Below are 26,935 nucleotides of genomic sequence, written 5' to 3'. Positions count from 1 at the left end.
TCCGCGCCGGCCCCACCCGGATCTCCGTCGCCCCGGCGAACGGCCTTCCCGCCACCGGGACTCCTCACGTCAGGCGGAAGACCGGCCCCCTGGGCGTGAACGGCAACGAGGCCCCCTGCGGGATCAGGAACGCGTGCTCGCGGCGGATACGCAGTGTGTCGCACCAACCGTCGGTGATGACCAGCACCGGCGCGTTCGCCGGGAAGTCGCCGGCCCGGTGGAGCAGGTCGATGCCCGGCTGGAGCACCGTCCCGCCGCGTCCGCGGACCCGTACCCGTCCGGCGATCTCCACCGGCGGCACGTATCCGGCGTCGTACGCCGCCGCGTCGCAGAAGACGACGCGGGCGGCCGGCACGTCGCGGGCCTCCGCGTACGAGGCGATGGCGCCGAGCGCCTTGCCGAGCAGCGCGCTGTTCATGGAGCCGGAGGTGTCGAGGACGACGCCGAAGGTGCAGCGGGGGACCTCTTCCTGCGGGAAGTACCGCCCGGCGCGCGGGATGTCGGGGGTGGAGGCCTGCCGTCGTGCCGGGCGGGCGTAGGAGCGCACCGGCTCGGGCCGGGGCACGTACTCGTCGAACCAGCGGGCGAGCCGCGCGTCCCAGGGCACGGGCGGATGGGCCAGCGCGCGGATCTCCTGGACCAGCCCGGCGGGCAGCAGACCGCGCCCCCCGTACTGGTGCAGGTCGAAGCCCTGGACGAGACCGCGCCGGTAGAAGTCGTCCAGGTCGGCGTAGGGGCGGGAGGCCGCGTGCGGCAACGGGTCGCCGAGGATGTCGCCCACGCCCTTGCCCCGCAGGGTCGCGAGCCTGCGGCGGCGGCGCAGGTCGGTGGCGATGCGGTCGTAGACCTCCTCCACCGACAGGTCCTTCAGCTCCGGGTCGTACAGCAGCCCCTCGGGCATCTCGCCGACGCGCATCTCCACCAGCCAGCCGTTGACGACGAAGTCGGCGGCGACGTTGAAGAGCAACGGGTCGCGCATGCCCCGGCGTTCACCGTGCCGCAGGGCGGCGTGCAGCATCTCGTGGGCGAGGATGAACCGCCACTGCTCGTCGGTGAAGGTCCGCAGCGGATTGATGTAGATCTCGCCCGCGGCGGAGCTCACGGCCGCGATGGAGATGTCCTGGGCACGGGCGAGTTCGGCGTCCGCGACGACGGTGAGGCCGGCCGCGGTCCCGCCGAGCAGCGGATAGGAGGAGACGAACCAGTTCAGCGCCCGGTCCCAGGGCCGCTGCGGCAGGCGCTCGCCGGTGACCCGGTCGCGCCGGCCGCCCGCCACGTCCATGGCGGCGGAGACGCTGCGGGTGAGCGCGTGTGCGAAGGCGGTCTCCCAGTCGGGCACGGCGGTGTTGTCCCATGCCCGCCAGGTGGTGAGGACCTGGTCGGGGTGCTCGCCCGCGGTGCCGCAGTGCCGGTAGGCGGCGGGGATGCCGTCGCGGCGCCAGCGTGCCGCGAGCAGTTCCTCGTCACCGCCCGGGTACGTCTCGGGGGCGTCGCCGGGAGGGCTGCCCACCGGGAAGGTGAGCAGGAAGCGGTTGACGACCGTGCAGCGGGCCGCCAGATCGTATTTGTCGGGCTGCTCGCGCATCCTGTCCTTGGCCGCCGGCACATGGCCGAAGCCCAGGTGCAGCAGGCAGTGCGCGAGCGTCCAGGCCCAGTCCTCGGGGCGCGCCCGCTTGGTGGGGTGGACGTGCACGACGCCGTTCGAGTCGACGGCCGCCAGTCCGCCGGCCGGGGTGGCGGCGCACTTGCCCTGCCGGCAGAAGTCGGCCTCGACGGCGGCGAACGCCGGGTTGCGCTTGACCATGGCGAGCCCCGCCGCGAACGCCTCGGTGGCGGGGTCGGGCTTGTCGCCCTTCTTCGCGGCGCCCTTCTGCCCGGCGGCGGCCTTCATCGCCGGGCCTCGACCAGCCGCGGCATGTCGCGTGCGGCCTCGACGAGGAACCATGCGGGCAGTACCGGCTGTCCGTCGGCGTCGTCGGCGATGACGGTCTGGGCGACCTCGACGGAGATCTCCGCGAGCTGCACCAGCAGCGACTTGGCGCGGTAGGCGGTCTGCCGCAGTGAGGGCGACACATGCTCCTTCTGCCGGGGAAGTTCCTTCACCAGCCGCCCCCGGAACGCCTCGGCCAGGTAGTAGAGCAGGTCCCTGTCCTCGAGCCGCGCGGGCCATGAGGCGTCGCCCTTGAGGATCGCCTCGATGCCGAAGGTGTGGCGCACGATCTTCGCGTAGCCGCAGAAGGAGACGGCGTGCGCGGGCGTGAGGGTGCCGTGGACGACGACCTTGAGGGTGTTCTCGTCGATGCCCGGTCCGAAGGAGTGCAGCGCGTCGGACAGCATGTGCCAGGAGCGGGGCGTGGAGAACGGCTCCTCCGTCTTCGGCGGTGCCGACCAGAGGTGGTCCGGCCGGTCGGTGAGATAGTCGGTGACCCACGGGTGGATGCCGTGCTCGCCGGCCCACACCAGCCAGTCCGCCGCCGACGCCTGGAGATGGACGTGCGTGAGCCGGTTCACCAGCGCGGACGCGATCGGCCTCGCCAGCGCGTTGTCCGTGGCCCGGTTGCCGGCCCCGATGACGATGGACCCGGCGGGCAGCTCGTACGACCCGATCCGGCGGTCCAGGATCAGCGAGTAGAAGGCCTTCTGCACGTCGGGGCTCGCGGCGTTGAGCTCGTCGAGGAACAGGCAGTAGGGCTCGTCCCGTGCGATGGCCTCCGGCGGGCAGAACACGGACCGCCCGTCGCGGATCTGCGGCACCCCGATCAGGTCCTCCGGGGCGAGCTGCGTCCCGAGCAGGCTCACGCACTCCAGCCCCAGCGAGTCGGCGAACCGCCGCACCAGCGACGACTTGCCGATCCCGGGCGCTCCCCAGAGGAACACGGGCCGCACGGTGGCGAGCCCGAGCAGCAGTTCGGGTATCTGGGCGGGGGTGACGGTGACGGCTGCCTGCACGCGGAGGTGTTCCTTCGGAACTCGGAAGATCGGGGCCCGCCCAGTGTGAGCGGCCGGACGCCTCGCCGCAGCCCAATTTCCGCTGCCTCACCTCGGGAACATGGTGATCGGCCCAGTGTGTCAGGGGTTCATCCAGGCGCTGGGGGGCTTGGTCAAGTCCGATACGTCGGCGGGGAGTCGGGCCGTTGCGACATCGGCGAGCGACACGCCCTCGAGGATCTCGCGCACGTTGGATCGCAGCGCGATCCACAGGGGGAGCAGCGACTCGGCGGGGCCGGTGTAGGACAGCTCCGGGGGGCGGACGCCGCGCACCGACACCAGCGGTCCGTCGACCACGCGGATGACGTCGGCGATGCTGATGGACTCGGCGGGCTTGGCCAGTCGGTAGCCGCCGTTGCCGCCGCGCCGGCTGAGGACGAGGCCGCCCCGGCGCATGTCGTTCAGGATGCCTTCGAGGAATTTGTGCGGAATGTCCTGGGCGTCGGCGATGGCCTCTGCTTTCAGTGGCTCGTCGTCCCCTGACGCGGCGAGCTGCAGTGCGGCGCGTACCGCGTAGTCCGCCCTGGCTGAGATCCGCATGCGCACATTGTCCCGTACGGCCTCGGCCGGTGTCCCTCGCGGGGGCCACCGGGCACGTGCTCCTGCCCGGCGGCCCCGTGCTCAGGCCGCGGCGGGGGTGTAGTGGGCGGCGTCGTCGCCCTCGACGACGTGGCTGAGGGTGCCGTCGACAGCAGCGGGGACGTCGCCCGCGACGGTCACCCGGTGGAGCAGGCGCGGCAGGGTGCCGTAGTCGTCGGGGGCGTAGTGCTGGGTGATGCGGTTGTCGAAGAGGACGAGGTCGCCCGGCGTCCACGCCACGCGCACGATGTTCTCGGGGCGGGTGACGTACGACTGGAAGATGCGCAGCAGATCCCGCGATTCGGAAGGCCCGAGACCGACGATGCTCTGGGCGAAGCCACCGATGAACAGCCCGCGCTCCCCGGTCTCGGGGTGGACGCGGACGACAGGGTGGGCGGTGCGGTACTTCCGGGAGACGAACCGCCTGCGGTGCTCGGCCGCCTCCTCGCTCTTCGGGGCGGCGTAGTCGTAGTCGTTGGTGTGTACGGCCCACAGCTTGTCGGCCAGCTCACGCAGCGGCTCGGGGAGGTCCCGGTAGGCGGCGGCCGCGTTGGCGATGAGCGTATTGCCGCCGTACGGCGGGACCACGATGCTGCGCAGCGTGGACGCCTTCGGGGGCGTACGGACGAAGGTGACGTCGGTGTGCCAGTGGTTGGCGCGGATGCCCTCGTCGCCGTCGACGGGCAGGATGCGGGGCTGGCCGTCGACGGAAGGCACGGTGGGATGGGCGGTGGTCAGCTCGCCGAACAGGGAGGCGAAGCGGAGCTGGCCCGCGTCATCCAGGTTCTGGTCGCGGAAGACCAGCGCCTTGTGTTCCAGGAGCGCGGAAGTGATCTCGGTGACGACGGCGGGGTCGAGGTCGGCGGAGAGGTCGACGCCGAGGATCTCGGCGCCGATACGGCCGCCGATCCTGCGGATGTCGAAGCCGGTGCTGGTGGTCATGGGCGGGTGTTCCCTTCACGAGGTGATCAGCGGGGAGCGGGGAGGTGACCGAGGCCGTCAGGAGGTGACGGGTACGGGGCGTCCTCGGACCGCCGCGGGTGCGGCTGGAAAAGGTTTTTTTCGCACTGACAGGACCAGGCGCAATTGACGGCAGGAGCCCCAGTGACCGACCGGGACGCTCGGAAATCGGGCGCAGGCAAGGCGGCCCCGAAAGGAGAAATGCACCCACCGGGAATGCCTGCCAGGAATCCGTCGGCAATACGGGAACGGCCGTGGTGGCCGACTGGGGAAACAGAGCGCGAGACCGGCGCCCGTCAGCGCTTTCAGCGGTGGACGGAACAGATGGCGCTGGCCTGGCGTCGCAGATCGACGTGCAGGCGCGCGGCGAGGTTCTCGGACTTGCTCACGTTTATGAGAATCACAGCGAAATTCGGCCGAGTCAATGCGCCCTGCGCGGACATCTCATATTCTGAACCACTCGACATGTGGGTGAAGTGTGGCGTTCACAATCGCCTGGATGCCGGATGGTGGTGAATGCCGCTCGTCCCTGGCCGGCCAGAGAATTCGAGCAGCATCGCACGGTCAGACGGGCGGGACGAACGGAGGGTGCGCGCCGTTGAGGAAGTAGTCCCCGACATCGCGAAGCCGATGGGCGACGGGCTCGTGCAAGGTGTGGGTCCGGGCATTGCGCCAGAAGCGGTCGAAGCCCAGCCGCGAGGACGCGGAGCGGGGTCCGATGATGTCGAGAGCGCGGGCGGTCGACTCCTCCACAGCCCTGGACGATGCGGCTTCGGCCATGGCCACGAGGACCGAGATCTCCACGTACTCGTCGTAGGTCAGGTCTTCTCCTCGTGCCAGTCCGCCGTGCACGGCTTCCCGTGCTTCATCGGCGAGCGCGGACGCCGAGCGGGTCAGGACAGTGAGTTCGCCGTAGAGGGTCAGCACCTGCGGGTCCTGGGGGGAGCCGACCGGCCAGGCGGGGTGCCGGCGTGAGTGGCCTGCCCTGCTGTACTCACGGGCCTCGGCGAGCACTCCCTCGGCCATGCCGAGACGGAGCTGCACGGAGAGGAGACGCCCGATCGGCGATGCCAGCGCGGCCAGGGGCGACAGGACCTCCTCATCCACGGCCAGGGAGCCGAGTATGTCGTCGGCGGCGACCGGTGCACGGTCGAACTCCACGCTGCCCCCGGCAGCGAGGCGCTGGCCGAACGTGTGGGCGTCACTGTCGATCCCCACGCCGCGGCGGGCGGGATCGACGACGACGGCGAGTGGCTCGCCGGTGTCGGCCCGTACGGCCCGCACGGCGAGACGATCGGCGACCAGGACCCCAGTGGCGTAACTCTGCCGTCCGTCGAGCACGAAACCGGTGGCCGTCTCGTTCAGCGTCAGAGGCAGTTCCTGACGGGCGAAACCACCGCCCCAGCACCACTGCTCCATCGCTGACTTCTGCTGGAGCCGAGCGGCGGGAGAGGGCTCGGCGAGAAGACAGGCGCTCCACGACAGGAAGTAGTGACAGCCGAGCAGTTGGCCGATCGCGCCGTCGGCCGCGGCGATGTCCCGGACGACGGCGTATGCGGTGGGCCAGTCCGCGCCCCCTCCCCCCAGTTCTGCCGGTACGAGGAGTGTCAGCAGTCCCGACTCGCGCAACCGGGACACCTCGTCGAACGGAACCTTGCCTGCCTGCTCCCTGGCCACCGCGTCCGTGGCCAGGTCGTCCGCCGTCTCGCGGGCCACGCGCAGCCAGTGCGCACGGTCGTGCCCGGTCCGGCCGGATTCCGTGGCGGCGCCGGACGGCGCAGTGGCAACGCCCATGGTCGTGGTCTCCTCGAGGTCGTCGGCAGGGTGCGGTGCCGGGGTGTTCCAAGTGGTCGGGCACGTACGTGGGGCCCACACGCCGGCCGGTGACGAGCCGGTGTCGGTGAGCCGTGCGGAGCCTGCGGCGCAGGCGCGCGATGCGAAGGTCCACCGTGCGGCGGTCGCCGACGTGGCCGTAGGCCCGGATGCCGGCCATGCGGATGCCGGGGAGGGGGAATCCGATGGAGTGGCCTGGTCCGGAGGTGCCGCGGTCATGGCGGTCGTCCTTCTGGGGTGCGTCAGGCCGCCTGGCGCGGTGGGTGGGCGCCTGATCACCTGGGCGGAAGAGAAGGAGCGGAGGGCACGCGCGACGTGTGAGCCGCGGCCTTACCGGCGACAGCAGGCGGCGCTTGCGACGTGACCAAAGTCGACATGCCGACGACGAACGAGTCGCTGCTGCGTGGGGGACATGTGCATCATCCTGCGCACCCGCCGGGCGGGCCGTCAATGCTTCCCTAGTAAATCGATGGGAAATGTAGGGAATTCAGCCCGGCGCGTGGCTCACCGATCACCGCCGACCGGCGTGCGGGCCTCGGGCGCGCGGTCGCCCTCCCAACTGGGCCCGCCCGTCCGCCCTCCGGGGCACCCCGGCCCGGCATCCCGCTGACCGGACGTCACCGGGCCGCCACCCAGGGGCGGTTCATGCCTGGCGTTCCCCGACCGCGGAGGCCGGCTGCACCGGATCCGCCCCCGGGACGCGCCGTGGGAGCAGGAACGGCGTGGCCAGGATGAGAAGACCGGCGACGGCGATCGCGGTACGAGGGCTCGTGACGGCGGCCAGCAGGCCCCACAGTCCGGTCAGGGCCGCGATGGTGGCCTTGCTGGTGACCGACCACGCGGACAGAGTGCGCGCGACCCGGTCCGACGGGGTCCGTTCGAGCCGGCAGGTGGCGAAGACCGGGTTGAAGACGCCCATGCAGGCGATCAGACCGAACTCGACGGTCATCACGAGCACGAGCCCGGCGACGCCGGGGCCGACGAAGGCCGGCCCGACCGACCAGCACGCCCGTAGCGTCCCGGCGGTGAGCAGGACCCTGCGCTGCCCGAACCGCGCGACCAGACCAGGGGCCAGCCGGGAGCCGATCAGGCCGCCGACGCAGGGCACCGCGAAGGCCAGGCCGTACTGCCACGGCGTGAACCCGAGACGGCCGACCATGAGGACGGCGAGCAGCGGCGAGGTCGCCATGACCAGGCCGTTGACGAGGGTGGTGTTGAAGAACAGCGGGCGCAGTACCGGGTCGGACAGGATGTGACGCCATCCGGCGAACAGGTCGGCTCCACGCAGCCGTGGCGATGCGTCGGTGCGCGCGGGCCGGGGCTCGCCACCGCCGATCGCACGGACGCCCACGGCCGAGAGCAGGTAGCTGACCGCGTTGGCCGCCAGGGACGTCACCGGGCCGAACAGGCCCATCACGGCCCCGCCGAGCGGAGGTCCGACGATGGTGGCGGTCCATGTCGTCGCTTCCAGCCGCCCGTTCGCGACGAGCAGGTCCCGCTGCGGTACCAGCGCCTTCAGACACGCGCCGGCGGCCGCGTTGAAGGTGATGTCCGCCGCGGCGGCGACGACGGACACGACGAGGAGCTGGACGAGGCTGAGCACACCGAGCACGTACGCCACGGGGATGCTCATCAGCGCCGTGAACCGGAGCAGGTCCATGGTGATCATCACCGGCCGCTTGCGGCGGAACTCCACCCACGGCCCGAGCGGCACCGCGACGACCACGCCCACCGCCAGGCCTGCGGCCGCCAGCAGTGACACCTGGGTGGGCCCGGCGTCCAGGGCCAGGATCGCGATCAGGGCGAACGCGTCGAACGCCAGCCACGTGCCGAACGTGCTGACCCCGTACGCCGCCCACAGCCACCCGAACCGCCTCCCCAGCGACCGCCGCCCGGCGCCCATGCCCCGCTCCCCCGCTCTCCGTCGCTTCGGCCAGGTCCCTGCCCGTCGGTGCCCACGCATCCCTGCCCGCAGGTCGGCATCGTGCGGCCGGACACGAACGAGCCCTTTCCCCGGCCCCCGGCCGCAAGGTACTCCGCCTCGGCCCGGTGCATCGGACATCACGCCGGCCGTCGGGCCGCCGGCTGGACGGCGCGCCGGTCCGATTGTGGGATCTTCGTGAATGTCTCTCCGGCGGTACCGCCCACCGGCCCTTTGCAGTCGGCAATTGACTACGGTGGGCCAAGTACGGTCATGCAAGGACACAACAGATCATCGAGCGACACGGCGGGGGCCCAACCATGGCATGGGACGAGTGGGAGCAGGCCAAAGCCGCTTCCCCTGCGTCAGGTTCGACGCACACACGGCTCAATCAGCTGGCCGCGTCCGGCTCCGGTTCGGGTGCCGACCTGACCGTTTACGACGATGTGCTCGGCAAACTGGGCGACATGGCTCGCTCGCTGCACGGGCAGCTGGCGACCGACGGCGACCACGCCCGCGTGGCGACGTTCGAGGCGTCCAACGACCTCTTCAACAGCGGTCTGGACATGGGTGCCGGTCTGCTCGAGGTGCACGATGCCTGGAACACCAAGCTCCGCACCCTCAGGGAAGCCTGCGGCCACATCTCCAACCACCTCGACCACTCGCGCTCCACGCACGGGGCCGAGGAGAAGAAGATCGTGCTGGGGATGCAGGACGCCGGCGGCAGGACGATGACCGTGTCGCGTATCTACGACCAGTTCAAGTAGACCGCAGCACACCACGAGGGCAACGGGGAATCGGGAACACGACATGGTGACGTGCCAGGAACTGCAGGACCTGAATTTCGGCAAGCTGAACACGGCTGTCACGCAGTGGAAGCAGATGCTGGACAAACTCGTCCTTCTCGCCGACGGGGGCGACGGCGGCATCAACGCGGCCGACTTCGAGCGCAAGGCCAACGCCGCGGACTGGAAGGGCGACAACGCCACCGTCACCAAGGAGTTCACCACCACGACGGCCCGCCAGTTCGACGACATGGTCATCGAGGCCCGCAGCATCCACAAGATCCTTCAGGAAGCCGCGACGAACCTGAAGAAGAACCAGGACGACCTGAAGGCCGCCATCGACAAATGGGCCAAGAAGTGGATCCACATCGACGCCAAGGGCACCGCGATGTACTCCGGCCCGCCGCGTGAGGTCGAGGGCGGCCCCAAGGAGCAGCCGAGCCAGGAAGTCGTCGACAGCGCCGCGGCCGAGATCGCGAAGATCCTGGAGGCGGCGAACGAGACCGACCGGATCGCCGCGCGTGCGCTGCGCAAGCACGCCCAGAGCAAGTACGACTTCGACGAGCAGGGCTACAGCGGGCTCAAGGACGCCGACCGCCGGCAGGGCATCGAGGACGCCGACGCGATGGTCGAGCTCGCGGGCAAGGGCGACCAGCTGACGGACGCGGAGCTGAAGCGGTTCAACGAGATCGCGAAGTACCACCGCGACAATCCGGCCTTCGCCGAGCGGTTCGCGACCAAGCTGGGCGCCGACGGCACCCTCGAGTTCTGGCGCAGCATCGCCGACCCGGGGCAGGGACGCACGCCCGAACCGGGCAGCGACCGCGCGAAGATCCTCGCCAAGGTCCAGGACAATCTCGGCATCACCCTCGCCAACGCCAGCCGGTCCGATTCCCCTGAGATGCAGCAGTGGAAGGACCGGATGATCGAACTGGGCGACGACCACATCAAGTCCAGCAGCGGCATCCCCAGCGCCCCGTACGGCTTCAAGGTCCTCGGCCCCCTGATGACCGAAGGAAAGTGGGACACCGACTTCCTCAACAAGTACGGCACCCGGCTGCTCGAGTTCGAGCGCAAGTCGGACGACCCCGTACTGGGCGGCCCGGGCCAGCTCTGGAACAGCCACTGGGACCCGGCGCAGCTCTCCTACCCGCCCGGCGCCACCAAGCCGGAGAGCGACCCGGTCGCCGACCTGATGGAAGCACTCGGCCACAACCCCGAGGCGTCCCTTAAGTTCTTCGACGGATCGTCCGGCAAGGGCGACGACGCGATGAGCAACTGGGACTACCTCGTCGAGAAGGGTGGCGAGGGCGCGCGCGAGTGGCCGACCGACGAGGACGGCAAGACGACGGGGTTCAAGAACCTCGGCCACGCCCTGGAAGCGGGGACGCTCGGGTACGCGTACGACGACAAGACCCCGTCGATCCCGCCCCTCGACAGCGCGGACGCCATCGCCGCCCGCGAGGAGCGCACCCTCCTCATGGACCGGGTCGTGGACCACTACAAGTCGGCCGACGTGATCGACAAGCAGGACGGCATCCGCGACAGCCTGGCCAACATGGCGGCCGGCCACATCGACAGCCTCAACTACTCGATGGCCGACTGGGGCGGCACCGGAGCAGCGTCGGGCAGGGACGGTCTGTACAACTTCGAGGAGCAGCGCCTGCGCGACTTCGGTGAGACGGGCAGCAAGAACTTCCTGCGGGCGCTCGCCTCCGACGAGGGCTCGTACGAGACGGTCGCCACCGCCCAGCAGGTCTACGGGACGAGTTCGATGGCCGCCCAGGGCAACCAGTCGGACGCGCTCGACGCCGGTGTGAACAGCGCGAGGATGCACGGTCTGCTGGACCAGGCCCGGGCCGAGGCGATCGGCAAGGAGTTCGCCGACGACAAGGACCAGCGCAATCTCGAGCTGGAGAAGCAGGGCGAGTGGCGCAAGTTCGCGGCCGAGGCCGCGGTCGGTGTGGGCGTCGGTGCGGCCACCGCTCTGATCGTCCCCACCGGCCCGCTGGCGATGGTCGCCGTGCCACTGGCCATCGAGACGGTCGGCGGGGCCATCAACACGCAGGTCTCCACGGACACCATGCAGTGGCTGAAGGACCACGAGTTCGACAACTTCGACGACTCGGTCGCGGGCATCGACAAGGCGAAGTACGACGGAAGCAGAAACGCCATGACACCGCTCCTGAACTACGCCGAGGCGCAGGGAATGAGTGACGACGACATCCGGAGACTGGCCGAGCGTGCGGAGGGCCGCTACAACGACGGCGGCCGGCTCGGCGGCACGGAAGCGGCGCGGGGGTGGTGATGGTGCGACGGCGGTTCACGGCGGCCGCGGTGGCCGTCGTCCTGCTCGGTGCGGGTGCCTGCACCGCCGGCGAGGACGGCAACACTCAGGACCCGCCCCCGGCCACCGCAGGCGCTTCCGCCTGCGACGCGCTGCTGGGGGACGCCGGCACGGCGTGGCTGAAGGAACGCACGGGCGGCAAGGCCCGCCCGGAGGCCGGCGACGATCTGGAGAAGGCGCGTTCGTTGTTCCACCGGCAGGTGGCGAACTGGGGCCCCGACGACAGCGGAGCCCGTACGTTCCTCCGGGCGGACCTCTGCCGGGCGACCGGCGGCGCCGGGCTGTTCGAAGTGCGGTACGGGCCCTCCTACTTCCCCTTCGACGAGCCCTTCGACAAGGCGTCGGACGTCAGCCCCGCGCAGACCGTGACCGAGGTCAATCCCGATGTCAGACTGGTCCATGGCGAGGACGCCGACGGAGCGACGCGCTACCGAGTGTACGTACGGTGCAAGATCGCCGGCACGCCCGCGCGGCAGGAGAGCGAGGTCCCGATCGAGGGACTGATGACGGACACGCTCACCGGTGACACCGACGCCCGGGTGCATCTCACGCATCTGCTGCACTCCGCCAAGGTCGTGGCGGACGCCTTCGACTGTGCGAACAAGCCGGTGGTACCCGAGGAGCCGCCTGCCCCTTCTGCGTGACGTGACGTGGTCCCGGCCCCGCCCCGCGGCGGTCAGACGTGGGCGCTGCCGCCGTCCTTCGCCATCGCCTCGGCGATCCGGCGGTTGGTGGCCTGCCAGACGTCCTTGGGGACCTTCGGCAGGACGTCGTCCCAGAGCGGCAGGCAGGTGCCGCGCATCTGCATCATGCCCTCCGGCCTGGCGATCAGGAACATGTGCAGATGCGCGCCCCCGTCGCCCCACTTGTTGACGTGGACCCGGGCGACACCGCCCAGCGACTTGATGGCGCGTTCCACCCGCTGGAGCATCCCGCCGAGCTCGGCCGCCCGCTCCGGCGGCAGTTCGTGCAGGTCGTAGTGGCCGCGCGGCTGGAGCAGTACGGTCGCGGGGAGGGCGCCCGGCTCCTGGTCGGCGCTGAGCCGCCAGTGGGCGTCCGTCCACAGGAACTCGGTGTCCGGGCTCCCGCAGGCCGCACACTCCTCGGCCCCCGCCTCACCGTGACGCGGGGGCTCCGGCAGGGTCGGCTCGTCCAGCACCTTGATCCTCAGATCCCCCTCGTAAGGAAAGACCTCCCAGAACGGTATGCCCTCGGACGGGAACGGGATCCGCTCCCCGATGGGCAACCGCCTGACGTACGCGCTCGGTTCAACAGTCATGGCCGCAGCTTCGCACACGGTCACGGTCTCGGACCGTACGGTTCACTGGTCGCGGCGGTGCACCGTCGTCACCGTCACCGCGGCCGCCGCGAGCGCCCAGAGCGCGTACACGGTCCACGCCCCGCCGGTCGTCCACGGGTAGGGGACCGCGCCCGGGTGGTACGCGCTGTCACCGAGGCGCATCCAGGCGACGTAGGGCATGGCGTGCGCGAGGACGGCCGACCAGTGGCGGTCCTCGTCGAGGACCAGGGGAAGCAGCAGCAGGATCAGGACGCTGCCGACCACCGCGCCCGCGCCGTGCCGGATCAGTGTGCCGAGCGCGGCCCCGACGAGTGCGGCCACCGGGGCGAGCAACGCCGAGGCGACGACCAGGCGCAGGGCGCCCGGGTGGTCGAGGGTGACGCCGGCGTCCTCGGTGGACAGGATCGCCTGGGTGGCGGCGAACGACACCGCGGCGACGACCGCGCCGAAGACCGCCATGACCGTAGCGACGACACAGACCTTGGCCGCCATCACCGACCGGCGGGCGGGGACGGCCGCGAACGTGGTGCGGACGAGCCCGGTGCTGTACTCGCCGGTGACGGCGAGCGCGCCGAACGCGCCGGCCGCCAGCATCATGACCGTGCCCGCGTCGGTGGTGAAGGCGTGCATCAGCGGGATGCCGTCGGCGATGAACCGCTCCGCGTATCCGGGTTCGCCCTCCGGCCAGTACCGGACGTTGTCCCAGGCCTTGCCCGCGTTGAACGCGAGGACCGCCAGCGCGGCGACCAGCAGGCTCCAACCGGTGGAGCGCAGCGACCACAGTTTGAGCCACTCGGCGGCGGCGAGGTCGACGAAGCGGGCGCGGGGTTCCGCCGTGGGGTGTGCGAGTGCGGTCGTCATCGGGTCTCTCCTGCCGCGTACTCGACGCTGTCGGCGGTGAGTTCCATGAAGGCGTCCTCCAGTGAAGCGCTGCGGGTGGTGATCTCGTGCAGCAGGATCCGGTGGTCGAGGGCGAGTTCACCGACGCGTGCCGCCGTCGCCCCGGTGACCCTCAGCACCTCGCCGTCCGCGCGGACGGTCGCGCCCTCCGCGGTGAGCAGGGCGGTCAGCCGGTCGCCGTCGGGGGTGCGGACGGTGACGCCGGCGCCGCTGCCCCGCGCGGCGAAAGCGGTGAGACTCTCGGCTGCGATGAGCTCGCCCCGGCCGATGACGACCAGTTCGTCGGCGGTGTGCTCCATCTCGGACATCAGGTGGCTGGAGACGAACACCGTGCGACCTTCGGCGGCGAGTTCCCGGAAGAGCCCGCGCACCCACTTCACGCCTTCCGGGTCGAGCCCGTTGAGCGGCTCGTCGAAGAGCAGCACCGGCGGGTCGCCGAGCAACGCTCCGGCGATCCCGAGCCGTTGCCGCATCCCGAGGGAGTAGCCGCCGATCCGCCGCCGCGCGGCGCCGGCGAGGCCGACCTGTTCCAGGACCGTGTCGACCCGTGCGCGCGGGATGCGGTTGGACCGGGCGAGCGACGCCAGATGGGCTGCCGCGCTGCGCCCGCCGTGCACCTGGCCGGCGTCGAGCAGCGCGCCCACGTGCCTCAGTCCTCGCCGCCTGTCCCGGAAGGGCCGGCCGTCGACGGTGACCGTGCCGGTGGTGGGGGCGTGCAGGCCCAGCACCATCCGCAACGTGGTGCTCTTGCCGGAGCCGTTGGGGCCGAGGAACCCGGTGACCCGGCCCGGGCGCACGGTGAAGGTCAGGTCCTTCACGGCGGTCGTACCGCCGTAACGCTTCGTCAGTTCGTTGACCTCGATCATGTGCCAACGCTCCCCCGGCCGGGCCGTGTCCGGCATCGGGCCGGGGCGGGCATTCGCGGCGGTGCCGCGTCGACCGTGGTTGTACACCCGCGGTCCGATTCCGGGCCGGGGGACCTCCGTCTACGATCACGCCATGTCCGCGACACCGCGTTCCCGCCCGCCCGAGGGCAGTTGGCCCCCGAAGTCGTGGTCGAGCGCGCCGCCCGGCGCCTGGACGGCACTGGCCTGGTGCGCGGGCCTGGTCTTCACGTTCCTCGTCCGGCTCCGGCTGCCCGGCGAGGAGGAACCCTCGGTGCTGGCCGGAGTGCTCATCTACCGGTGGGACGGCCTCATCCAACTGGCGCTGGCGACTGCCCTGGCGCTGGACGGCAGCCGCCTGCTGAGCCGCCGGCCGCTCGCCGCGGTCGGCCGGCTGCTGGCCGCGTCCGCGCTGGGGACGCTGCCGCTGAGCGTGGGCGAGATCCCGCTGGCCCAGTTCCTCGCCGTCGACGTCGCGCTCTATGTCATCGCCGCCGCCCGGCCGCGCCGCACCGGCGGGATCGCCCTCGTCATGGCGCTGGGTGTGCTGGCCGGCTTTCTGGCCACGCGGTGGCTGAGCGGCTGGAACACGGGCACCTCCGCGGAGCTGGCCGTGGCGCTGACGGCTGTCGTCGCCTGGCTCATGGGCACGTCGGCGCACCAGTCACGGGTCCACGCCGAGCAGCTGCGCGACCGGGCCACCGCCCAGGCGGTCACCGACGAACGGCTGCGCATCGCACGGGAGTTGCACGACATGGTCGCCCACAGCATCGGGATCATCGCCCTCCAGGCGGGCGCGGCCCGGCGCGTCATCGACAGCCGGCCCGAGCGGGCGAAGGAGGCACTGGGCGAGGTGGAGAACACCGGCCGGGAGACGCTGGCGGGGCTGCGGCGGATGCTCGGCGCGCTCCGCGAGGCGGAGTCCGTCGACGGCGGCCGGGGGGACGGGCCGGCCGGGACGCCGGGGCTCGCGGACCTGGAGGGGCTGGCGGCCGCGACCACGGCGGCGGGTGTCCGCGTCGAGGTGCGCAGGGTGGGCGGTCAGCGGCCGCTGCCGCCGGAGGTCGACCTGTCGGCGTACCGCATCGTCCAGGAGTCGGTGACGAACGTGGTGCGCCATGCGGGCACCCGGTCCTGCCGGGTGACCGTCGAGCAGCGGGAGGACGAGCTGTCGATCGAGGTCGTCGACGACGGCCGGGGCCACGGCGCGACGGCGGACACCGGGTACGGCCTCGTCGGGATGCGGGAACGGGTGGGCCTGCTGCACGGCGACTTCTCCGCCGGCCCTTGCCCCGGCGGCGGGTTCCGGGTCGCCGCCCGGCTGCCCGTGCCGGCAGGTGTCCGATGAGCATCAGGGTCGTACTCGCCGACGACCAGCCCCTGGTCCGCGCGGCGCTTCAGATGGTGATCACGGAGGCGGAGGGCATCGAGGTGGCCGGCGAGGCCCGTGACGGCGCGGAGGCCGTCGCACTCGCCGAGGAGCTGCGCCCCGACGTGGTCGTCATGGACATCCGGATGCCAGGCACGGACGGCATCGAGGCGACACGTCAGATCGTCGAACGGCTCGACGGGACGCATGTGATCGTCCTGACGACGTTCGACGACGACGAATGCGTGTACGGCGCGCTGCGCGCCGGCGCGGCGGGCTTCCTGGTCAAGGACATGGCCCTGGACGACATCCTCGCGGCGGTGCGGGTGGTGGCCGCCGGCGACGGTCTCATCGCCCCCGCCGTGACCCGCCGGCTGATCCGCGAGTTCGCCGGGCGCCCCGCGGGCGCCGGAAGCAAGCGTGAACTCTCCGGCATCACCGACCGCGAGCGGGAGGTGCTGACGCTGGTCGGGAGCGGGCTGTCCAACACGGAGATCGCCGAGACCCTGTTCATCAGCGTCGCCACCGCCAAGACGTACGTGACCCGTCTGCTCTCCAAGCTCGATGCCAGGGACCGGGTACGGCTGGTCATCATCGCGTACGAGACGGGTCTGGTCTCGGCGTCCGGATGAGTTCGGGCCGCTGATGGGAGGGGCGGATGTGCATTCGGGTGGCCCCGGATGCCAGGATGAAATAATGGCCAACAACGTTTTCTTCGACATCACCATCAACGACGAGCCCGCGGGCCGGATCGTCTTCGAACTCTTCGACGACGTGGTCCCCCGTACCGCCAAGAACTTCCGCGAGCTCGCCACGGGCGAGCACGGCTACGGCTACGAGGGCTCCTCCTTCCACCGCGTCATCCCCGACTTCATGCTCCAGGGCGGCGACTTCACCGCCGGCAACGGCACGGGCGGCCGCAGCATCTACGGAGAGAAGTTCGCCGACGAGAACTTCCAGCTCAAGCACACCAAGCCCGGCCAGCTCTCCATGGCCAACGCGGGACCGAACACCAACGGCTCGCAGTTCTTCATCACGACCATCGTCACCGACTGGCTCGACAACAAGCACGTCGTCTTCGGCGAGGTCGTCGAGGGCATGGACGTCGTGAAGAAGATCGAGGGCCTGGGCTCGCGTTCCGGCACCCCCTCGGCCAAGATCACCATCGCCAAGTCGGGTGTCGTCGGAGCCTGACCCCTCCGCATACGCGACAGGGCCCGTCGGCGCGTGCCGACGGGCCCTGTGCCGTTCACCTCACGCCTCGTCCGGCTCCAGACGCAGCGAGATCGAGTTGATGCAGTACCGCTGGTCGGTCGGGGTCGGGTAGCCCTCACCCTCGAAGACGTGGCCCAGGTGCGATCCGCACCGCGCGCACCGCACCTCGGTGCGGACCATGCCGTGGGAGGTGTCGGGGACCAGTTCGACCGCGTCGGTGTCCTTCGGGTCGTAGAAGGACGGCCAGCCGCAGTGGGACTCGAACTTGGTGTCGGAGCGGAACAGCTCCGCACCGCACGCCCGGCACGAGTAGACGCCGGCCGTCCTGGTGTCCGTGTACTCGCCGACGAAGGCGGGCTCGGTCCCTGCCTGGCGCAGCACCGCGTACTCGCCCGGGGTCAGTTCCGCACGCCACTGCTCGTCCGGCTTCTCGACGTCATACGCCATGAAACGCGCCTCCTCAGCTCGACAGGCGGGCCAGGATGTCCGGACCGAGGTCCGTGACGTCGCCCGCGCCCATGGTGAGAACGAGATCTCCGGGCTTCGCCATTCCCGCGATCACCTCGGGGACGGCGGCCTTGTCGCCGACGGCGGTGACGTCCGCGCCGGCGGCGCGCGCCGCGTCGGTGATCAGCTCGCTGGTGATGCCGGGGATCGGGTCCTCACGGGCCGGATAGATGTCGAGGACGACCGAGGCGTCCGCGAGGGCCAGCGCCTGGCCCATCTCGGTGCCCAGTTCCTGGGTGCGCGAGAACAGGTGGGGCTGGAAGACGACCAGCAGCCGGGATCCGGCCGCCGCGCCGCGCATGGCCTCGAGGTCCGCGGTCATCTCCGTCGGGTGGTGCGCGTACGAGTCGATGACCTGGACGCCGGCCGCCTCGCCCTTGAGCTGAAGGCGGCGCTTGACGCCGGTGTACGCGCCGATCGCGGAGGCCAGGTTGTGCGCCGGGATGCCGAGGGCGACACCGGCGGCGAGAGCGGCCACCGCGTTGAGCGCGTAGTGGCGGCCGGGGACGGAGACCGTGAAGGTGAGCAGACGGCCGTCCAGCAGGACGGTGACCTCGCTGGTCAGCCCGCGCGGGGTGATCTTGTGGACGCGGACGTCCGCGGTCTCCGACTCGCCGTAGGTGACGATCTTCACCGAGGAGCGGTCGCGGACCTTGCCCGTGAGCTCGACGGCTCCGGCCTGGTCGGCCGAGATCACCAGCGTGCCGCCGGGGACGATCTTGCCGGCGAAGGTCTCGAAGGATTCGTAGATCTCGTCCATCGAGGCGTAGTTGGCGTGGTGGTCCAGCTCCACGTTGAGGACGATCGCGACCTCGGGGTCGTACTTCTGGAAGCTGCGGTCGCTCTCGTCCGCCTCCGCCACGAAGATGTCGCCGTCGCCGTGCCGCGCGTTGGTGCCGGGCCCGTCGAGGTCGCCGCCGATCGCGTACGAGGGGTCGAGGCCCAGTTCCGTCAGGGCGACGGCGAGCATCGACGTCGTGGTGGTCTTGCCGTGGGTGCCCGCGACGGCGATCGAGCGCAGGCCGGTCATCAGTGAGGCGAGCGCGTCGGAGCGGTGCACGACGGGCACGGACAGCTCGGCCGCGCGCACCAGCTCCGGGTTGTCGGCGCGGATGGCGCTGGAGACGACGACGCTGGTGGCGTCGTCGGCGAGGTGCTCCGCCGCGTGCCCGATGTGCACGGTGACGCCGAGCGCGCGCAGGGCGTCGGCGGTCGCCGATTCCTTTGCGTCGCTGCCGGCGACCTTCGCGCCGCGCCGGGCGAGGATCTTGGCGATGCCCGACATGCCGGCTCCGCCGATGCCGATGAAGTGCGGGCGTTCCATCGCGCCAGGGACGGCGGGTGCCATGGTCTTCTCTCCCCAAGATGTACGACTACGTGCGGCTGCCCACCCTATTGCCTGCGGCCCTGCGCTCCGGACCCGCTCACCGCTCACTCGCTGTGCGCGAAGAGCTTCAGCACCGGCACGCCCACCTTGTGCCTGGCTCTGGAGGCCCAGTCGCGGTGGAAGAACTCCTCCACGTAGTGCGGCTCGGTCAGGACGATCACCTCGTCGGCGTCCGCCTCGTCGACCACCGACTTCAGCTTGTCCAGCGGGTGGTCCTCCACCAGGTGGCCGACCGCCTCGCAGCCGGCCGCCCGCAGGGCGGCCAGCGAGTGTTCCAGTGCGCGCTGCGCGGGTGCCTTGGCCTCCGCGCCCTCGGGCTCTTCGCCCTCCCGTACCGCGTCCTTCAGATCGCCGATCGCCACGTCGTCGATGGCGCGCAGCAGGACGTCGGCCTGATCACCACGCGGCTGCATCAGCACGATGAAAGAGGCGTCTTCCTCTCCGTGCAGCGTGGTGACGAATTCCACGTCCTCCGAGGTCAGGGGCTTCTCGATCATCAATACGCTTGTGAACACCTCAGGAGCCCTTCTGCGGAAACTGCGGAAACCGTCCTTCCCCGTGCCCGCACGGGGTGCGCAATCAAGTGTGCCCGTCGGACGCTAAGTGGAACGGTAAGTTCCGCTAATTGCCCGAAGTCACCTCCGGAGCCGATCCGGAAAACACCGGCTCAGAGCCGCCGGTACCGCGTGAACAGGAAGCCCGCCTCCTCCAATACGGAATCCAGTGCGAACCGTGCGGGATCCGGCAGCACCGGTCCCCCGGCGATGCGCTGGGCGTCCCCCACCGTCATCGTCGGCGACACCGTCAGGCACAGCTCATCCAGTACCCCGGCGGCGGCGAACTGACCCAGCATCCTCGGGCCGCCCTCCGTCAGCAGCCGCACAAGGCCGCGCTCCGCGAGCGCGTGCACCGCCCTGGCCGGTTCCACACCCGGCCCGTCACCCGCGACGACGACCTCCGCTCCGGCCCGCTCCGCCGCCCGCACGCGCTCCGGCGCGGCCGCCGCTCCGGTCAGCAGCAGCGTCGGCACCAGCGGCTCGGTGAACAGCGGCAGCGAGAAGTCGAGATTCAGCGAGGCGCTGACCACGGCGATCGCCGGGGCGGGGCTCTGGCCCGAGGCGGCCCGGCGCCCGGCGAAGGCGTCACGGGCCCGGGCGGGCCGGTAGCCCTCCGTACGCACCGTCTCCGCGCCCACCACCACGGCGTCGGCCAGGCCCCGCAGGGTTCCGAAGATCCGCATGTCGGCGTCGGAGGAGATCGGCTGCGAGCGGCCCTCGTGCTGGGCGGCGCCGTCCAGGGACGAGACCATGTTCGCGCGCAGCCACACGCCGGCGCCGGCGCTCCGCGCCTCGGCCGGCCCGTGCCCCGGGCTGCCGTGGGCACCCTCCTCGCCGCCCGCGGCCGCGCCCCGCTCGGGATACGCGTAGGCGTCGGCGAGGTCGTCCAGCGACCACTCCCGGTCGGCGGCCGCGGTTGTCTGGTCGGTCACAGGGAACAGGCGTCGCATACGGTGCAGTCTGGCACGCGGACCCGCCCCGGCCGGGGCAGCCGGGGCCCTGGGCAAGATCCGCGGAGCAGGCCCTTACAGTTGGTTACTGTGCCGACCAGCCCGATAACCGAAGCCGTTCCCCTGTCGCTGTGCGCCCGCGAGCCGCACGTCCCGGCCGACCGCCTGGTCGCCGAGATGGTGCCGCCGCCGCGCTTCGACTCGGTCCGCTTCGAGACGTACGTGCCCGACCCGAACCAGCCCAGCCAGACCGAGGCGGTCAAGGTGCTGGGCGACTTCGCCGCGGGCCTCGGCACGGCGCACCCCGCCGGCGGCGGGAAGCGGCGCTGGTTCGCCAGGAAGGCCCCGGCGGCTCCGGCCGGTCCCCGCGGCGTCTATCTCGACGGCGGGTACGGCGTCGGCAAGACGCACCTGCTCGCATCGCTGTGGCACGCCACCCCGGCGGACCCCGCGCTCAAGGCGTTCGGCACGTTCGTCGAGCTGACCAACCTGGTCGGGGCGCTCGGCTTCCAGCAGACCGTGCAGACCCTGAGCGGGCACCGGCTGCTGTGCATCGACGAATTCGAACTGGACGATCCGGGCGACACCGTCCTCGTCTCCACGCTGCTCGGCAGGCTCGTCGACGCCGGCGTGGCACTGGCGGCGACCTCGAACACGCTGCCGGGCAAGCTCGGCGAGGGACGCTTCGCGGCCGCCGACTTCCTGCGGGAGATCCAGGGCCTGTCCGCGCACTTCCGCCCGCTGCGGATCGACGGCGAGGACTACCGTCACCGCGGGCTCCCCGAGGCCCCTCCCCCGTACTCGGACGAGCAGGTCACCAAGGCCGCGTACGCCACGAAGGACGCGTCCCTGGACGACTTCCCGAATCTGCTGGAGCATCTCGCGAAGGTGCACCCCAGCCGCTACGGAGCGCTGACCGACGGGCTGCGGGCCGTGTGCCTCACCGACGTCCGGCCCGTGCCCGACCAGTCGACCGCGCTGCGGCTGGTCGTGCTCGCCGACCGGCTCTACGACCGGGAGGTGCCGGTGCTCGCGTCCGGCCTGCCGTTCGACAAGCTCTTCAGTGACGAGATGCTGAACGGCGGCTACCGGAAGAAGTACTTCCGGGCGATCTCCCGGCTCACCGCGCTGGCACGCGACGCGAAGGCCTTGGTGGCGCAGTAGGTTTGGGGCCGTAACCCGATCTGAAGGGAACCATCATGGCCACCACGCGTCAGGCTCACACCGTCTGGGAAGGCAGTCTCCTCGAGGGCAAGGGTGTCGTCACCCTGGACTCGTCCGGCGTCGGCGAGTACCCGGTCACCTGGGCCGCCCGGACCGAGCCCGCCGAGAGCGGCAGGACCAGCCCGGAGGAACTGATCGCGGCCGCTCACTCGAGCTGCTTCAACATGGCCTTCTCGCACGCCCTCGCCGGCGCCGGCAACCCGCCGGCCCGCCTGGAGACCAAGGCCGAGGTGACCTTCCAGCCCGGTGAGGGCATCACCGGCATCCACCTCACCGTCGAGGGCCAGGTCCCCGGCCTCGACGAGGCCGCCTTCGTCAAGGCCGCCGAGGACGCCAAGGCGAACTGCCCGGTCAGCCAGGCCCTGACCGGCACGACGATCACCCTCTCGGCGTCGCTCGTCTAACACACCGACACCTCGAGGCACAGGGGCCCGCACGGTTACATGTCGGGTTTTCTGCGTGATACACACGTGCGGGTCACCTGTCCTCCCCCATCGCCTCGGCATGGGGGTGCCCCCAGCAGGGAGTTGCCTCATGTCCGCAACACGACGTCAAGTCCTGGCCGGAACCGGTGCGGTCGGTGCCGGGATTCTCTTCAGCGGTGCGTTCTCCGAGCTCTTCGCCGGCACCGCGGCCGCCCGTGGACACGCCGGATACGGCCCGCTCGTCCCCGATCCCGACGGTCTGCTCGATCTGCCCAGAGGCTTCCGCTACAAGGTCCTGTCCCGTGAGGGCGAGCCACTGCTCTCCGGCGAAGGACCGGTCCCCGGCAACCACGACGGCATGGCCGCGTTCGCCGGCCGTCGCGGACGGACCCACCTGGTCCGCAATCACGAGAACCGGCACACCGGCAGGATCGGCGTGCCCACTGTCCCGGGCCTGACCTACGACCCCGCGGCCAAGGGCGGCTGCACGGTGCTCGAACTGGACAGCCGGGGCGAGGTCCGTTCCGAGCGGGTCGCTGTCGCCGGCACCGCCGTCAACTGCGCGGGTGGGCCCACGCCTTGGAACACCTGGCTGACCTGCGAGGAGAACGAGGACCGGGCCGGCACCAACGGCTACACCAAGGACCACGGCTTCATCTTCGAGGTCGACGGCGCCGATCCGCACCGCACCGGCGCCGTGCCGCTCACCGCGATGGGCCGCTTCCAGCACGAGGCGATCGCCGTCGACCCGCGGACCGGCATCGTGTACGAGACGGAGGACGCCTTCCAGCGCCCCTTCGGCCTCTTCTACCGATTCCTGCCCGACAGGCCGCTGGGCGGCACCGGTTCGCTCCGCGCGGGCGGCGCACTCGAGGCGATGCGGGTGCCCGGCGTGCCGGACCTGTCCGGGATCCAGGAGACCGGCGCCTCGTTCGACGGGGTCGAATGGGCGCCCGTACCGGACAGCCAGGCGAAGGAGACGCCCATCAGGCTCCAGGACTTCGGGCCGAAGGGCATCACCCACGCCCAGAAGCTGGAGGGCTGCTACTGGGGCGGGAAGTCGGTGTACTTCGTGTCCAGTTACGCCCGCAGCTCGGAAGGGTCCGCCGGCGACCACTACGGTCAGGTGTGGAAGTACGAACCGCACCGGCGGCGCCTCACCCTGGTCATCGTCTTCGGCCCCGACACGGACATCCAGCTGCCCGGCGAGTCTCCCGACAACATCTGCCTGGCGCCCAGCGGCGGCCTGATGGTGTGCGAGGACGGCGGCGGCGAACAGCATGTGTACGGCGTCACCCGGCGCGGCCGCGTCTACCCGGCGGCCAGGAACGCGCAGAACATCGGAACGCCCGAGGAGCCCGAGTACGGCGAGTTCGCCGGTGTCGCGTTCTCGCCGGACGGGGAGACGATGTACGTGAACTGCTACACGCCCGGCACGACGTTCGCGGTCACCGGACCGTGGTCCTGAGCGGCACGGTCCCGGGCCGCGCGCGGGACTGAGGTCCGCCGGAGTCAGTCCGGTGGCGGCAAGGGCTGTTCGGTCCACAGGACCTTGCCGCCGCCGGTGTAGCGGGTGCCCCAGTTCCCGGCGAATTCCGAGACGATGAACAGTCCCCGCCCGCCCTCGTCGACCGTGCGCGCGTGGCGCAGGTGCGGGGAGACCGAACTGGCGTCGTGCACCTCGCAGGTGAGCGTGTCGCTGCGGATGATCCGCAGCCGCAGCGGCGGCATTCCGTAGCGCACGGCGTTGGTCACCAGCTCGCTGACGATCAGCTCGGTGCCGAAGGCCGTCTCGTCGTCGACGCCCCAGGCGCCGAGGAGATCTCGGGCGAAGGTCCTGGCGAGGGCGGGTGCCGTCGGCTCGTGCGGCAGTTCCAGCTCGGCCACATGGTCCGCGACGACGCTGCCCGTACGCGCGAGGAGGAGTGCGATCCCTTCGGGGCCCGCGTCCGCCGGCAGGGTGTAGGCGACGGCGTCGCAGAGTTCGGCGAGTTCGTGGTCCGGGTGGGCGAGGGCCTTCCTGGCGGGCCTCGCGAGGGTCCCGTCGTGATCGAGCCCGCCGGTGTAGAAGGCGAGCAGGCTGCCCTCTTCGAGGGTGACGGTGGTGACCGGGCACGGCGCGGTGTCGAAGGAGCCGAGCATCGGCCCCTCGGCCACGTCGGGTGTCGACGTGCTGCCGTCCGGGCGGACGACGAGCGGCGCCGGGTGTCCGGCGCGTGCGACGGCGCAGACGCGGGTGAAGGGGTCGTACACGGCGTAGGTGCAGGTGGCCGTCAAGGGCTGCCGGTGCAGCGGGTCCCCCGGTGGCAGCGCCGCGCGTTCCCGGGCCAGCCGGTTGGCGGTGTCGTTGAGCCTGGCCAGCAGCTCGTCGGGCTCGAGGTCCAGGGCGGCCAGCGCGTTGATGACCATACGCAACTGGCCCATCGCCGCCGCGGCCTCGATGCCCTCCCCGCTGACGTTGCCCACGACCATCGCGGTCCGGGCCCCGGACAGGCCGATCGTGTCGAACCAGCAGCCGCTCCTGTGCCCGGACAGGTACAGGTGCGCGGTCTCGACGGCCGGTCCCGCGGCGGTCCTCGGCGGCAGCAGGCGGCGCTGGACGGTGGAGGCGACGGTGTGGTCGTACTCGTACCTGCGGGCGTTGTCGATGCTGAGCGCGGTGTGGGCGGCCAGGCTGAGCACCAGCGTCCGGTCCGCCTCCTCGAACGGCTCGGCGTCGTCGCAGCGGTAGAGGGTGACCAGCCCGAGCGGGGCACCGCGCACCGACAGCGGCGCCACGATCATGGAACGGGCGCGGGACGCGCGGATCGCCCGGGCGAGGCCGGGGTCCGCCCTCAGCCAGGGCGCGTCGCGGTCCAGGGCGACGAGCCGCGGCTGGAAGTCGGCGAGCACCCTGCCGTACGGCGTGAGGTCGGCCAGGCCCCGTACGTCGCCCACGGGCCGCGCCGGCACCGCGGCCTCGTCGCAACTGCGGAAGGCGGCCCGCCGCAGCGGCACGTCCCGCTCCGGCGGACCTGCGAGGGGGACGGTGCCGCGCAGTACGTCGTCCAGCACGTCGACCACGGCGATGTCGGCGTACGCCGGTACGACGGCGCCGGCGAACGCCTCCGCCGTCGCCGTCACGTCAAGCGTCCGGCCCACGGCCTCCCGCACCGCGGCGAGGGCGGCCTTGCGCCTACGGGCCTTCTCACGCTGGGTGACATCGGCCATACAGGCCAGCACCCGCCCGAGTGGACGGCCGCGGGAGTCGTCGAGGCGGTAGGCCTCCATGAGGAAGCTGCGCGCGGGGCCCTCCTCGTCGACGCGGCGACCGCGGAACACCTGTTCCGTGGCGGGCCTGCCGCTGATCAGTACTTCCCGGAGCAGGCTCTCCGCCGCGTGGGGTTCGTCGAGCCGGTAGACCTCCGTGAACGGCCGGCCCAGGAAGGCGCCCGCGACGTCCCCCGCCGCGTCCGGGCCGTCGGCCCGGACCACGGTGAGCTGGTCGTCGAGCACATGGAGGGCACCCGCCGATCTGGCGAACAGCACCTCCAGAAGGGCCGCGGCAAGGGTGTCCCCCGCGGGTGCGGCGTGGTTCGGGGCGTCGGCATCCGACACGGTTTCACCACCTTCGGACGCTGCTCACGACAGCGCGGCTGCTGTGCGGGTCCGGTCCACGCCAAGCTAAGCGCAATCACGGGGCCGAGCACCTTTTCCCCGCCCTTTCCAGCATGCGCCGTGGCCGCCGGGGCGGTCACGGCGCCGCGGAAACTGCGGGGCCCGGCCAGGGGTGATCACACGGGGCGACCGGACGGTGTCACTCGACGACGATCTCGACCGGCAGGTTTCCGCGGGTGGCCTTCGAGTAGGGGCAGTACGCGTGGGTCTTCTTCAGCAGCTCCTCGCCGACCTCGCCCTGGAGGTGGTCGGGAAGCTCGACACGCATGATCACGGACAGCCCGAAACCGCCGTCGGTGTCCTTGCCGATGCTGACCTCGGCGGTCACGGAGGCGTCCTTGACGTCGATCTTCTCCTGGCGGCCTATGGCGCCCATGGCGCTGGCGAAGCAGGCGGCGTACCCGGCGGCGAAGAGCTGCTCGGGATTGGTGCCCTGTCCGTTGCCGCCGAGGGCCGCGGGGAAGGCGAGCGGAAGGTCGATCTGGCCGTCGGAGCTGACGGCACGGCCCTCGCGGCCGTTGGCGGTGGCGACAGCGGTGTAGATGGCGTCCATGGGGTGCATCCCTCTTCGTCGTGGTCGGGAACCGATGACCCAAATCAAAGCACACAATTAAATTGAGCACAACTTAATTGGCCGCCGCTTGGTAGGGTGGGGGCATGGAGAAGAAGACACTGGCGGACGTCCCGGACGAGGACTTCCTCCGCCTCGAACACCAGATCTGCTTCTCGCTGCACGCCGCGTCCCGGGCGTTCAACGGCGTGTACCGCACGGTCCTGAAGGACCTCGGCCTCACGTATCCGCAGTACCTGGTGATGCTGGTCCTCTGGGAACACGGCGAACTGCCCGTCAAGGAGATCGGCGAACACCTGCGTCTGGACTCCGGGACGCTGTCCCCCCTGCTGAAACGCCTCGAAGCGTCGGGCTACGTGGAACGCCGGCGCAGCACGGAGGACGAACGCTCGGTGACGGCCCGGCCGACGGAGGCGGGGCGCACGCTGCGCGAGAAGGCACTCGGCATGCCGCGGCGGATCGCGGAGGCGACGGGGCTGACACCGGCACGGATCCGCGCGCTGCGCGAGGAGCTGGACGCCCTGACGCGGACGCTGGACGCGGCGGGTGCGTAACCGGGGGCTCCGCCCCCGGACC

At 71.2% G+C, this 26,935-nt stretch carries 25 protein-coding genes; 10 read left to right on the top strand and 15 right to left on the bottom strand.

The features are described 5' to 3' along the window. Positions 1–64 precede the first annotated feature (64 nt). The 6 genes from ACWGH4_RS01320 to ACWGH4_RS01295 all read right to left on the bottom strand — a co-directional run bounded on the left by ACWGH4_RS01320 (position 65) and on the right by ACWGH4_RS01295 (position 8,263). Positions 65–1,891 (bottom strand): vWA domain-containing protein, encoded by a 1,827-nt coding sequence (locus ACWGH4_RS01320; protein ID WP_453454298.1) that lies wholly within the window; start codon positions 1,889–1,891, stop codon positions 65–67. Beyond that, positions 1,888–2,949 carry an AAA family ATPase gene (locus tag ACWGH4_RS01315; protein ID WP_441261302.1) on the bottom strand — a complete coding sequence of 354 codons (1,062 nt, stop codon included), beginning with the start codon at positions 2,947–2,949 and terminating at the stop codon, positions 1,888–1,890. Before ACWGH4_RS01315 ends, ACWGH4_RS01320 begins: the two co-directional genes overlap by 4 nt. Positions 2,950–3,069: 120 nt before the next feature. Continuing rightward, positions 3,070–3,528 carry an RrF2 family transcriptional regulator gene (locus tag ACWGH4_RS01310; protein ID WP_453454295.1) on the bottom strand — a complete coding sequence of 153 codons (459 nt, stop codon included), beginning with the start codon at positions 3,526–3,528 and terminating at the stop codon, positions 3,070–3,072. Between the two features lie 81 nt (positions 3,529–3,609). Beyond that, positions 3,610–4,509, bottom strand: a complete 900-nt coding sequence (locus ACWGH4_RS01305; RefSeq protein WP_441264948.1) for a TauD/TfdA family dioxygenase — start codon at positions 4,507–4,509, stop codon at positions 3,610–3,612. Between the two features lie 582 nt (positions 4,510–5,091). After that, positions 5,092–6,321, bottom strand: coding sequence for an acyl-CoA dehydrogenase family protein (locus tag ACWGH4_RS01300; protein ID WP_453454293.1), 1,230 nt, complete (start codon positions 6,319–6,321; stop codon positions 5,092–5,094). Positions 6,322–7,003: 682 nt separating this feature from the next. Continuing rightward, positions 7,004–8,263 carry an MFS transporter gene (locus ACWGH4_RS01295; protein WP_453454291.1) on the bottom strand — a complete coding sequence of 420 codons (1,260 nt, stop codon included), beginning with the start codon at positions 8,261–8,263 and terminating at the stop codon, positions 7,004–7,006. 338 nt (positions 8,264–8,601) lie between these two features. Here ACWGH4_RS01295 and ACWGH4_RS01290 point away from each other — a divergent pair, with 338 nt between their 5' ends. The 3 genes from ACWGH4_RS01290 to ACWGH4_RS01280 are packed head-to-tail and all read left to right on the top strand — an operon-like array spanning position 8,602 to position 12,057. Continuing rightward, the gene (locus ACWGH4_RS01290) at positions 8,602–9,048 is read left to right on the top strand and encodes a hypothetical protein (RefSeq protein ID WP_453454289.1); all 447 of its coding nucleotides are present in this window, start codon (positions 8,602–8,604) and stop codon (positions 9,046–9,048) included. Between the two features lie 43 nt (positions 9,049–9,091). Then, the gene (locus ACWGH4_RS01285; RefSeq protein WP_453454288.1) at positions 9,092–11,374 is read left to right on the top strand and encodes a hypothetical protein; all 2,283 of its coding nucleotides are present in this window, start codon (positions 9,092–9,094) and stop codon (positions 11,372–11,374) included. Further along, positions 11,368–12,057 carry a hypothetical protein gene (locus tag ACWGH4_RS01280; RefSeq protein WP_453454286.1) on the top strand — a complete coding sequence of 230 codons (690 nt, stop codon included), beginning with the start codon at positions 11,368–11,370 and terminating at the stop codon, positions 12,055–12,057. Before ACWGH4_RS01285 ends, ACWGH4_RS01280 begins: the two co-directional genes overlap by 7 nt. 32 nt (positions 12,058–12,089) lie before the next feature. Here ACWGH4_RS01280 and ACWGH4_RS01275 read toward each other — a convergent pair whose 3' ends face one another. The 3 genes from ACWGH4_RS01275 to ACWGH4_RS01265 are packed head-to-tail and all read right to left on the bottom strand — an operon-like array spanning position 12,090 to position 14,479. After that, positions 12,090–12,692 carry an HIT family protein gene (locus tag ACWGH4_RS01275; RefSeq protein ID WP_453454284.1) on the bottom strand — a complete coding sequence of 201 codons (603 nt, stop codon included), beginning with the start codon at positions 12,690–12,692 and terminating at the stop codon, positions 12,090–12,092. Between the two features lie 42 nt (positions 12,693–12,734). After that, the gene (locus tag ACWGH4_RS01270) at positions 12,735–13,574 is read right to left on the bottom strand and encodes an ABC transporter permease (RefSeq protein WP_453454282.1); all 840 of its coding nucleotides are present in this window, start codon (positions 13,572–13,574) and stop codon (positions 12,735–12,737) included. Beyond that, the gene (locus ACWGH4_RS01265) at positions 13,571–14,479 is read right to left on the bottom strand and encodes an ABC transporter ATP-binding protein (RefSeq protein ID WP_453454280.1); all 909 of its coding nucleotides are present in this window, start codon (positions 14,477–14,479) and stop codon (positions 13,571–13,573) included. Before ACWGH4_RS01265 ends, ACWGH4_RS01270 begins: the two co-directional genes overlap by 4 nt. Positions 14,480–14,612: 133 nt before the next feature. Here ACWGH4_RS01265 and ACWGH4_RS01260 point away from each other — a divergent pair, with 133 nt between their 5' ends. The 3 genes from ACWGH4_RS01260 (at position 14,613) to ACWGH4_RS01250 (ending at position 17,060) form a co-directional block, all read left to right on the top strand. Continuing rightward, complete coding sequence (locus tag ACWGH4_RS01260; RefSeq protein ID WP_453454278.1) at positions 14,613–15,845, top strand: sensor histidine kinase; 1,233 nt, start codon at positions 14,613–14,615, stop codon at positions 15,843–15,845. Then, the gene (locus ACWGH4_RS01255; RefSeq protein WP_453454277.1) at positions 15,842–16,498 is read left to right on the top strand and encodes a response regulator; all 657 of its coding nucleotides are present in this window, start codon (positions 15,842–15,844) and stop codon (positions 16,496–16,498) included. Before ACWGH4_RS01260 ends, ACWGH4_RS01255 begins: the two co-directional genes overlap by 4 nt. Before the next feature lie 64 nt (positions 16,499–16,562). After that, entirely contained in the window at positions 16,563–17,060 is a 498-nt protein-coding gene (locus ACWGH4_RS01250) for a peptidylprolyl isomerase (RefSeq protein ID WP_441264937.1), read from the top strand. A 60-nt stretch (positions 17,061–17,120) separates the two neighbouring features. Here the strand turns inward: ACWGH4_RS01250 and msrB are convergent, their stop codons facing one another. The 4 genes from msrB to ACWGH4_RS01230 all read right to left on the bottom strand — a co-directional run bounded on the left by msrB (position 17,121) and on the right by ACWGH4_RS01230 (position 20,482). Beyond that, the gene (msrB, locus tag ACWGH4_RS01245) at positions 17,121–17,528 is read right to left on the bottom strand and encodes a peptide-methionine (R)-S-oxide reductase MsrB (RefSeq protein WP_441264936.1); all 408 of its coding nucleotides are present in this window, start codon (positions 17,526–17,528) and stop codon (positions 17,121–17,123) included. A 13-nt stretch (positions 17,529–17,541) separates the two neighbouring features. Beyond that, positions 17,542–18,936 (bottom strand): UDP-N-acetylmuramate--L-alanine ligase, encoded by a 1,395-nt coding sequence (gene murC / locus ACWGH4_RS01240; RefSeq protein ID WP_453454274.1) that lies wholly within the window; start codon positions 18,934–18,936, stop codon positions 17,542–17,544. Positions 18,937–19,019: 83 nt separating this feature from the next. Then, on the bottom strand, positions 19,020–19,490 hold the full coding sequence (locus tag ACWGH4_RS01235; RefSeq protein ID WP_441264934.1) for an indole-3-glycerol phosphate synthase: 471 nt from the start codon (positions 19,488–19,490) through the stop codon (positions 19,020–19,022). Between the two features lie 152 nt (positions 19,491–19,642). Continuing rightward, positions 19,643–20,482: a pyrimidine reductase family protein gene (locus ACWGH4_RS01230; RefSeq protein WP_453454272.1), complete on the bottom strand. Its 840-nt coding sequence runs from the start codon at positions 20,480–20,482 to the stop codon at positions 19,643–19,645. Between the two features lie 81 nt (positions 20,483–20,563). Between ACWGH4_RS01230 and zapE the strand changes: the two genes are divergently transcribed. The 3 genes from zapE to ACWGH4_RS01215 all read left to right on the top strand — a co-directional run bounded on the left by zapE (position 20,564) and on the right by ACWGH4_RS01215 (position 23,599). Next, positions 20,564–21,646, top strand: a complete 1,083-nt coding sequence (gene zapE, locus ACWGH4_RS01225) for a cell division protein ZapE (RefSeq protein WP_453454270.1) — start codon at positions 20,564–20,566, stop codon at positions 21,644–21,646. A gap of 35 nt (positions 21,647–21,681) precedes the next feature. Beyond that, complete coding sequence (locus tag ACWGH4_RS01220; RefSeq protein WP_453454268.1) at positions 21,682–22,110, top strand: OsmC family protein; 429 nt, start codon at positions 21,682–21,684, stop codon at positions 22,108–22,110. Between the two features lie 100 nt (positions 22,111–22,210). Next, complete coding sequence (locus tag ACWGH4_RS01215) at positions 22,211–23,599, top strand: alkaline phosphatase PhoX (protein WP_453454266.1); 1,389 nt, start codon at positions 22,211–22,213, stop codon at positions 23,597–23,599. Positions 23,600–23,643: 44 nt separating this feature from the next. Here the strand turns inward: ACWGH4_RS01215 and ACWGH4_RS01210 are convergent, their stop codons facing one another. Next, complete coding sequence (locus ACWGH4_RS01210) at positions 23,644–25,728, bottom strand: SpoIIE family protein phosphatase (protein ID WP_453454264.1); 2,085 nt, start codon at positions 25,726–25,728, stop codon at positions 23,644–23,646. Between the two features lie 199 nt (positions 25,729–25,927). Beyond that, entirely contained in the window at positions 25,928–26,341 is a 414-nt protein-coding gene (locus ACWGH4_RS01205) for an organic hydroperoxide resistance protein (RefSeq protein WP_441264928.1), read from the bottom strand. Between the two features lie 104 nt (positions 26,342–26,445). Here ACWGH4_RS01205 and ACWGH4_RS01200 point away from each other — a divergent pair, with 104 nt between their 5' ends. Next, the gene (locus ACWGH4_RS01200; protein ID WP_453454263.1) at positions 26,446–26,913 is read left to right on the top strand and encodes a MarR family winged helix-turn-helix transcriptional regulator; all 468 of its coding nucleotides are present in this window, start codon (positions 26,446–26,448) and stop codon (positions 26,911–26,913) included. The last annotated feature ends 22 nt before the right edge of the window (positions 26,914–26,935 follow it).

This window comes from Streptomyces sp. NPDC054847 (assembly GCF_053610925.1).
The sequence above is the reverse complement of the archived record's forward strand: the minus strand, read 5'-3'. Positions and strand labels throughout refer to the sequence as shown.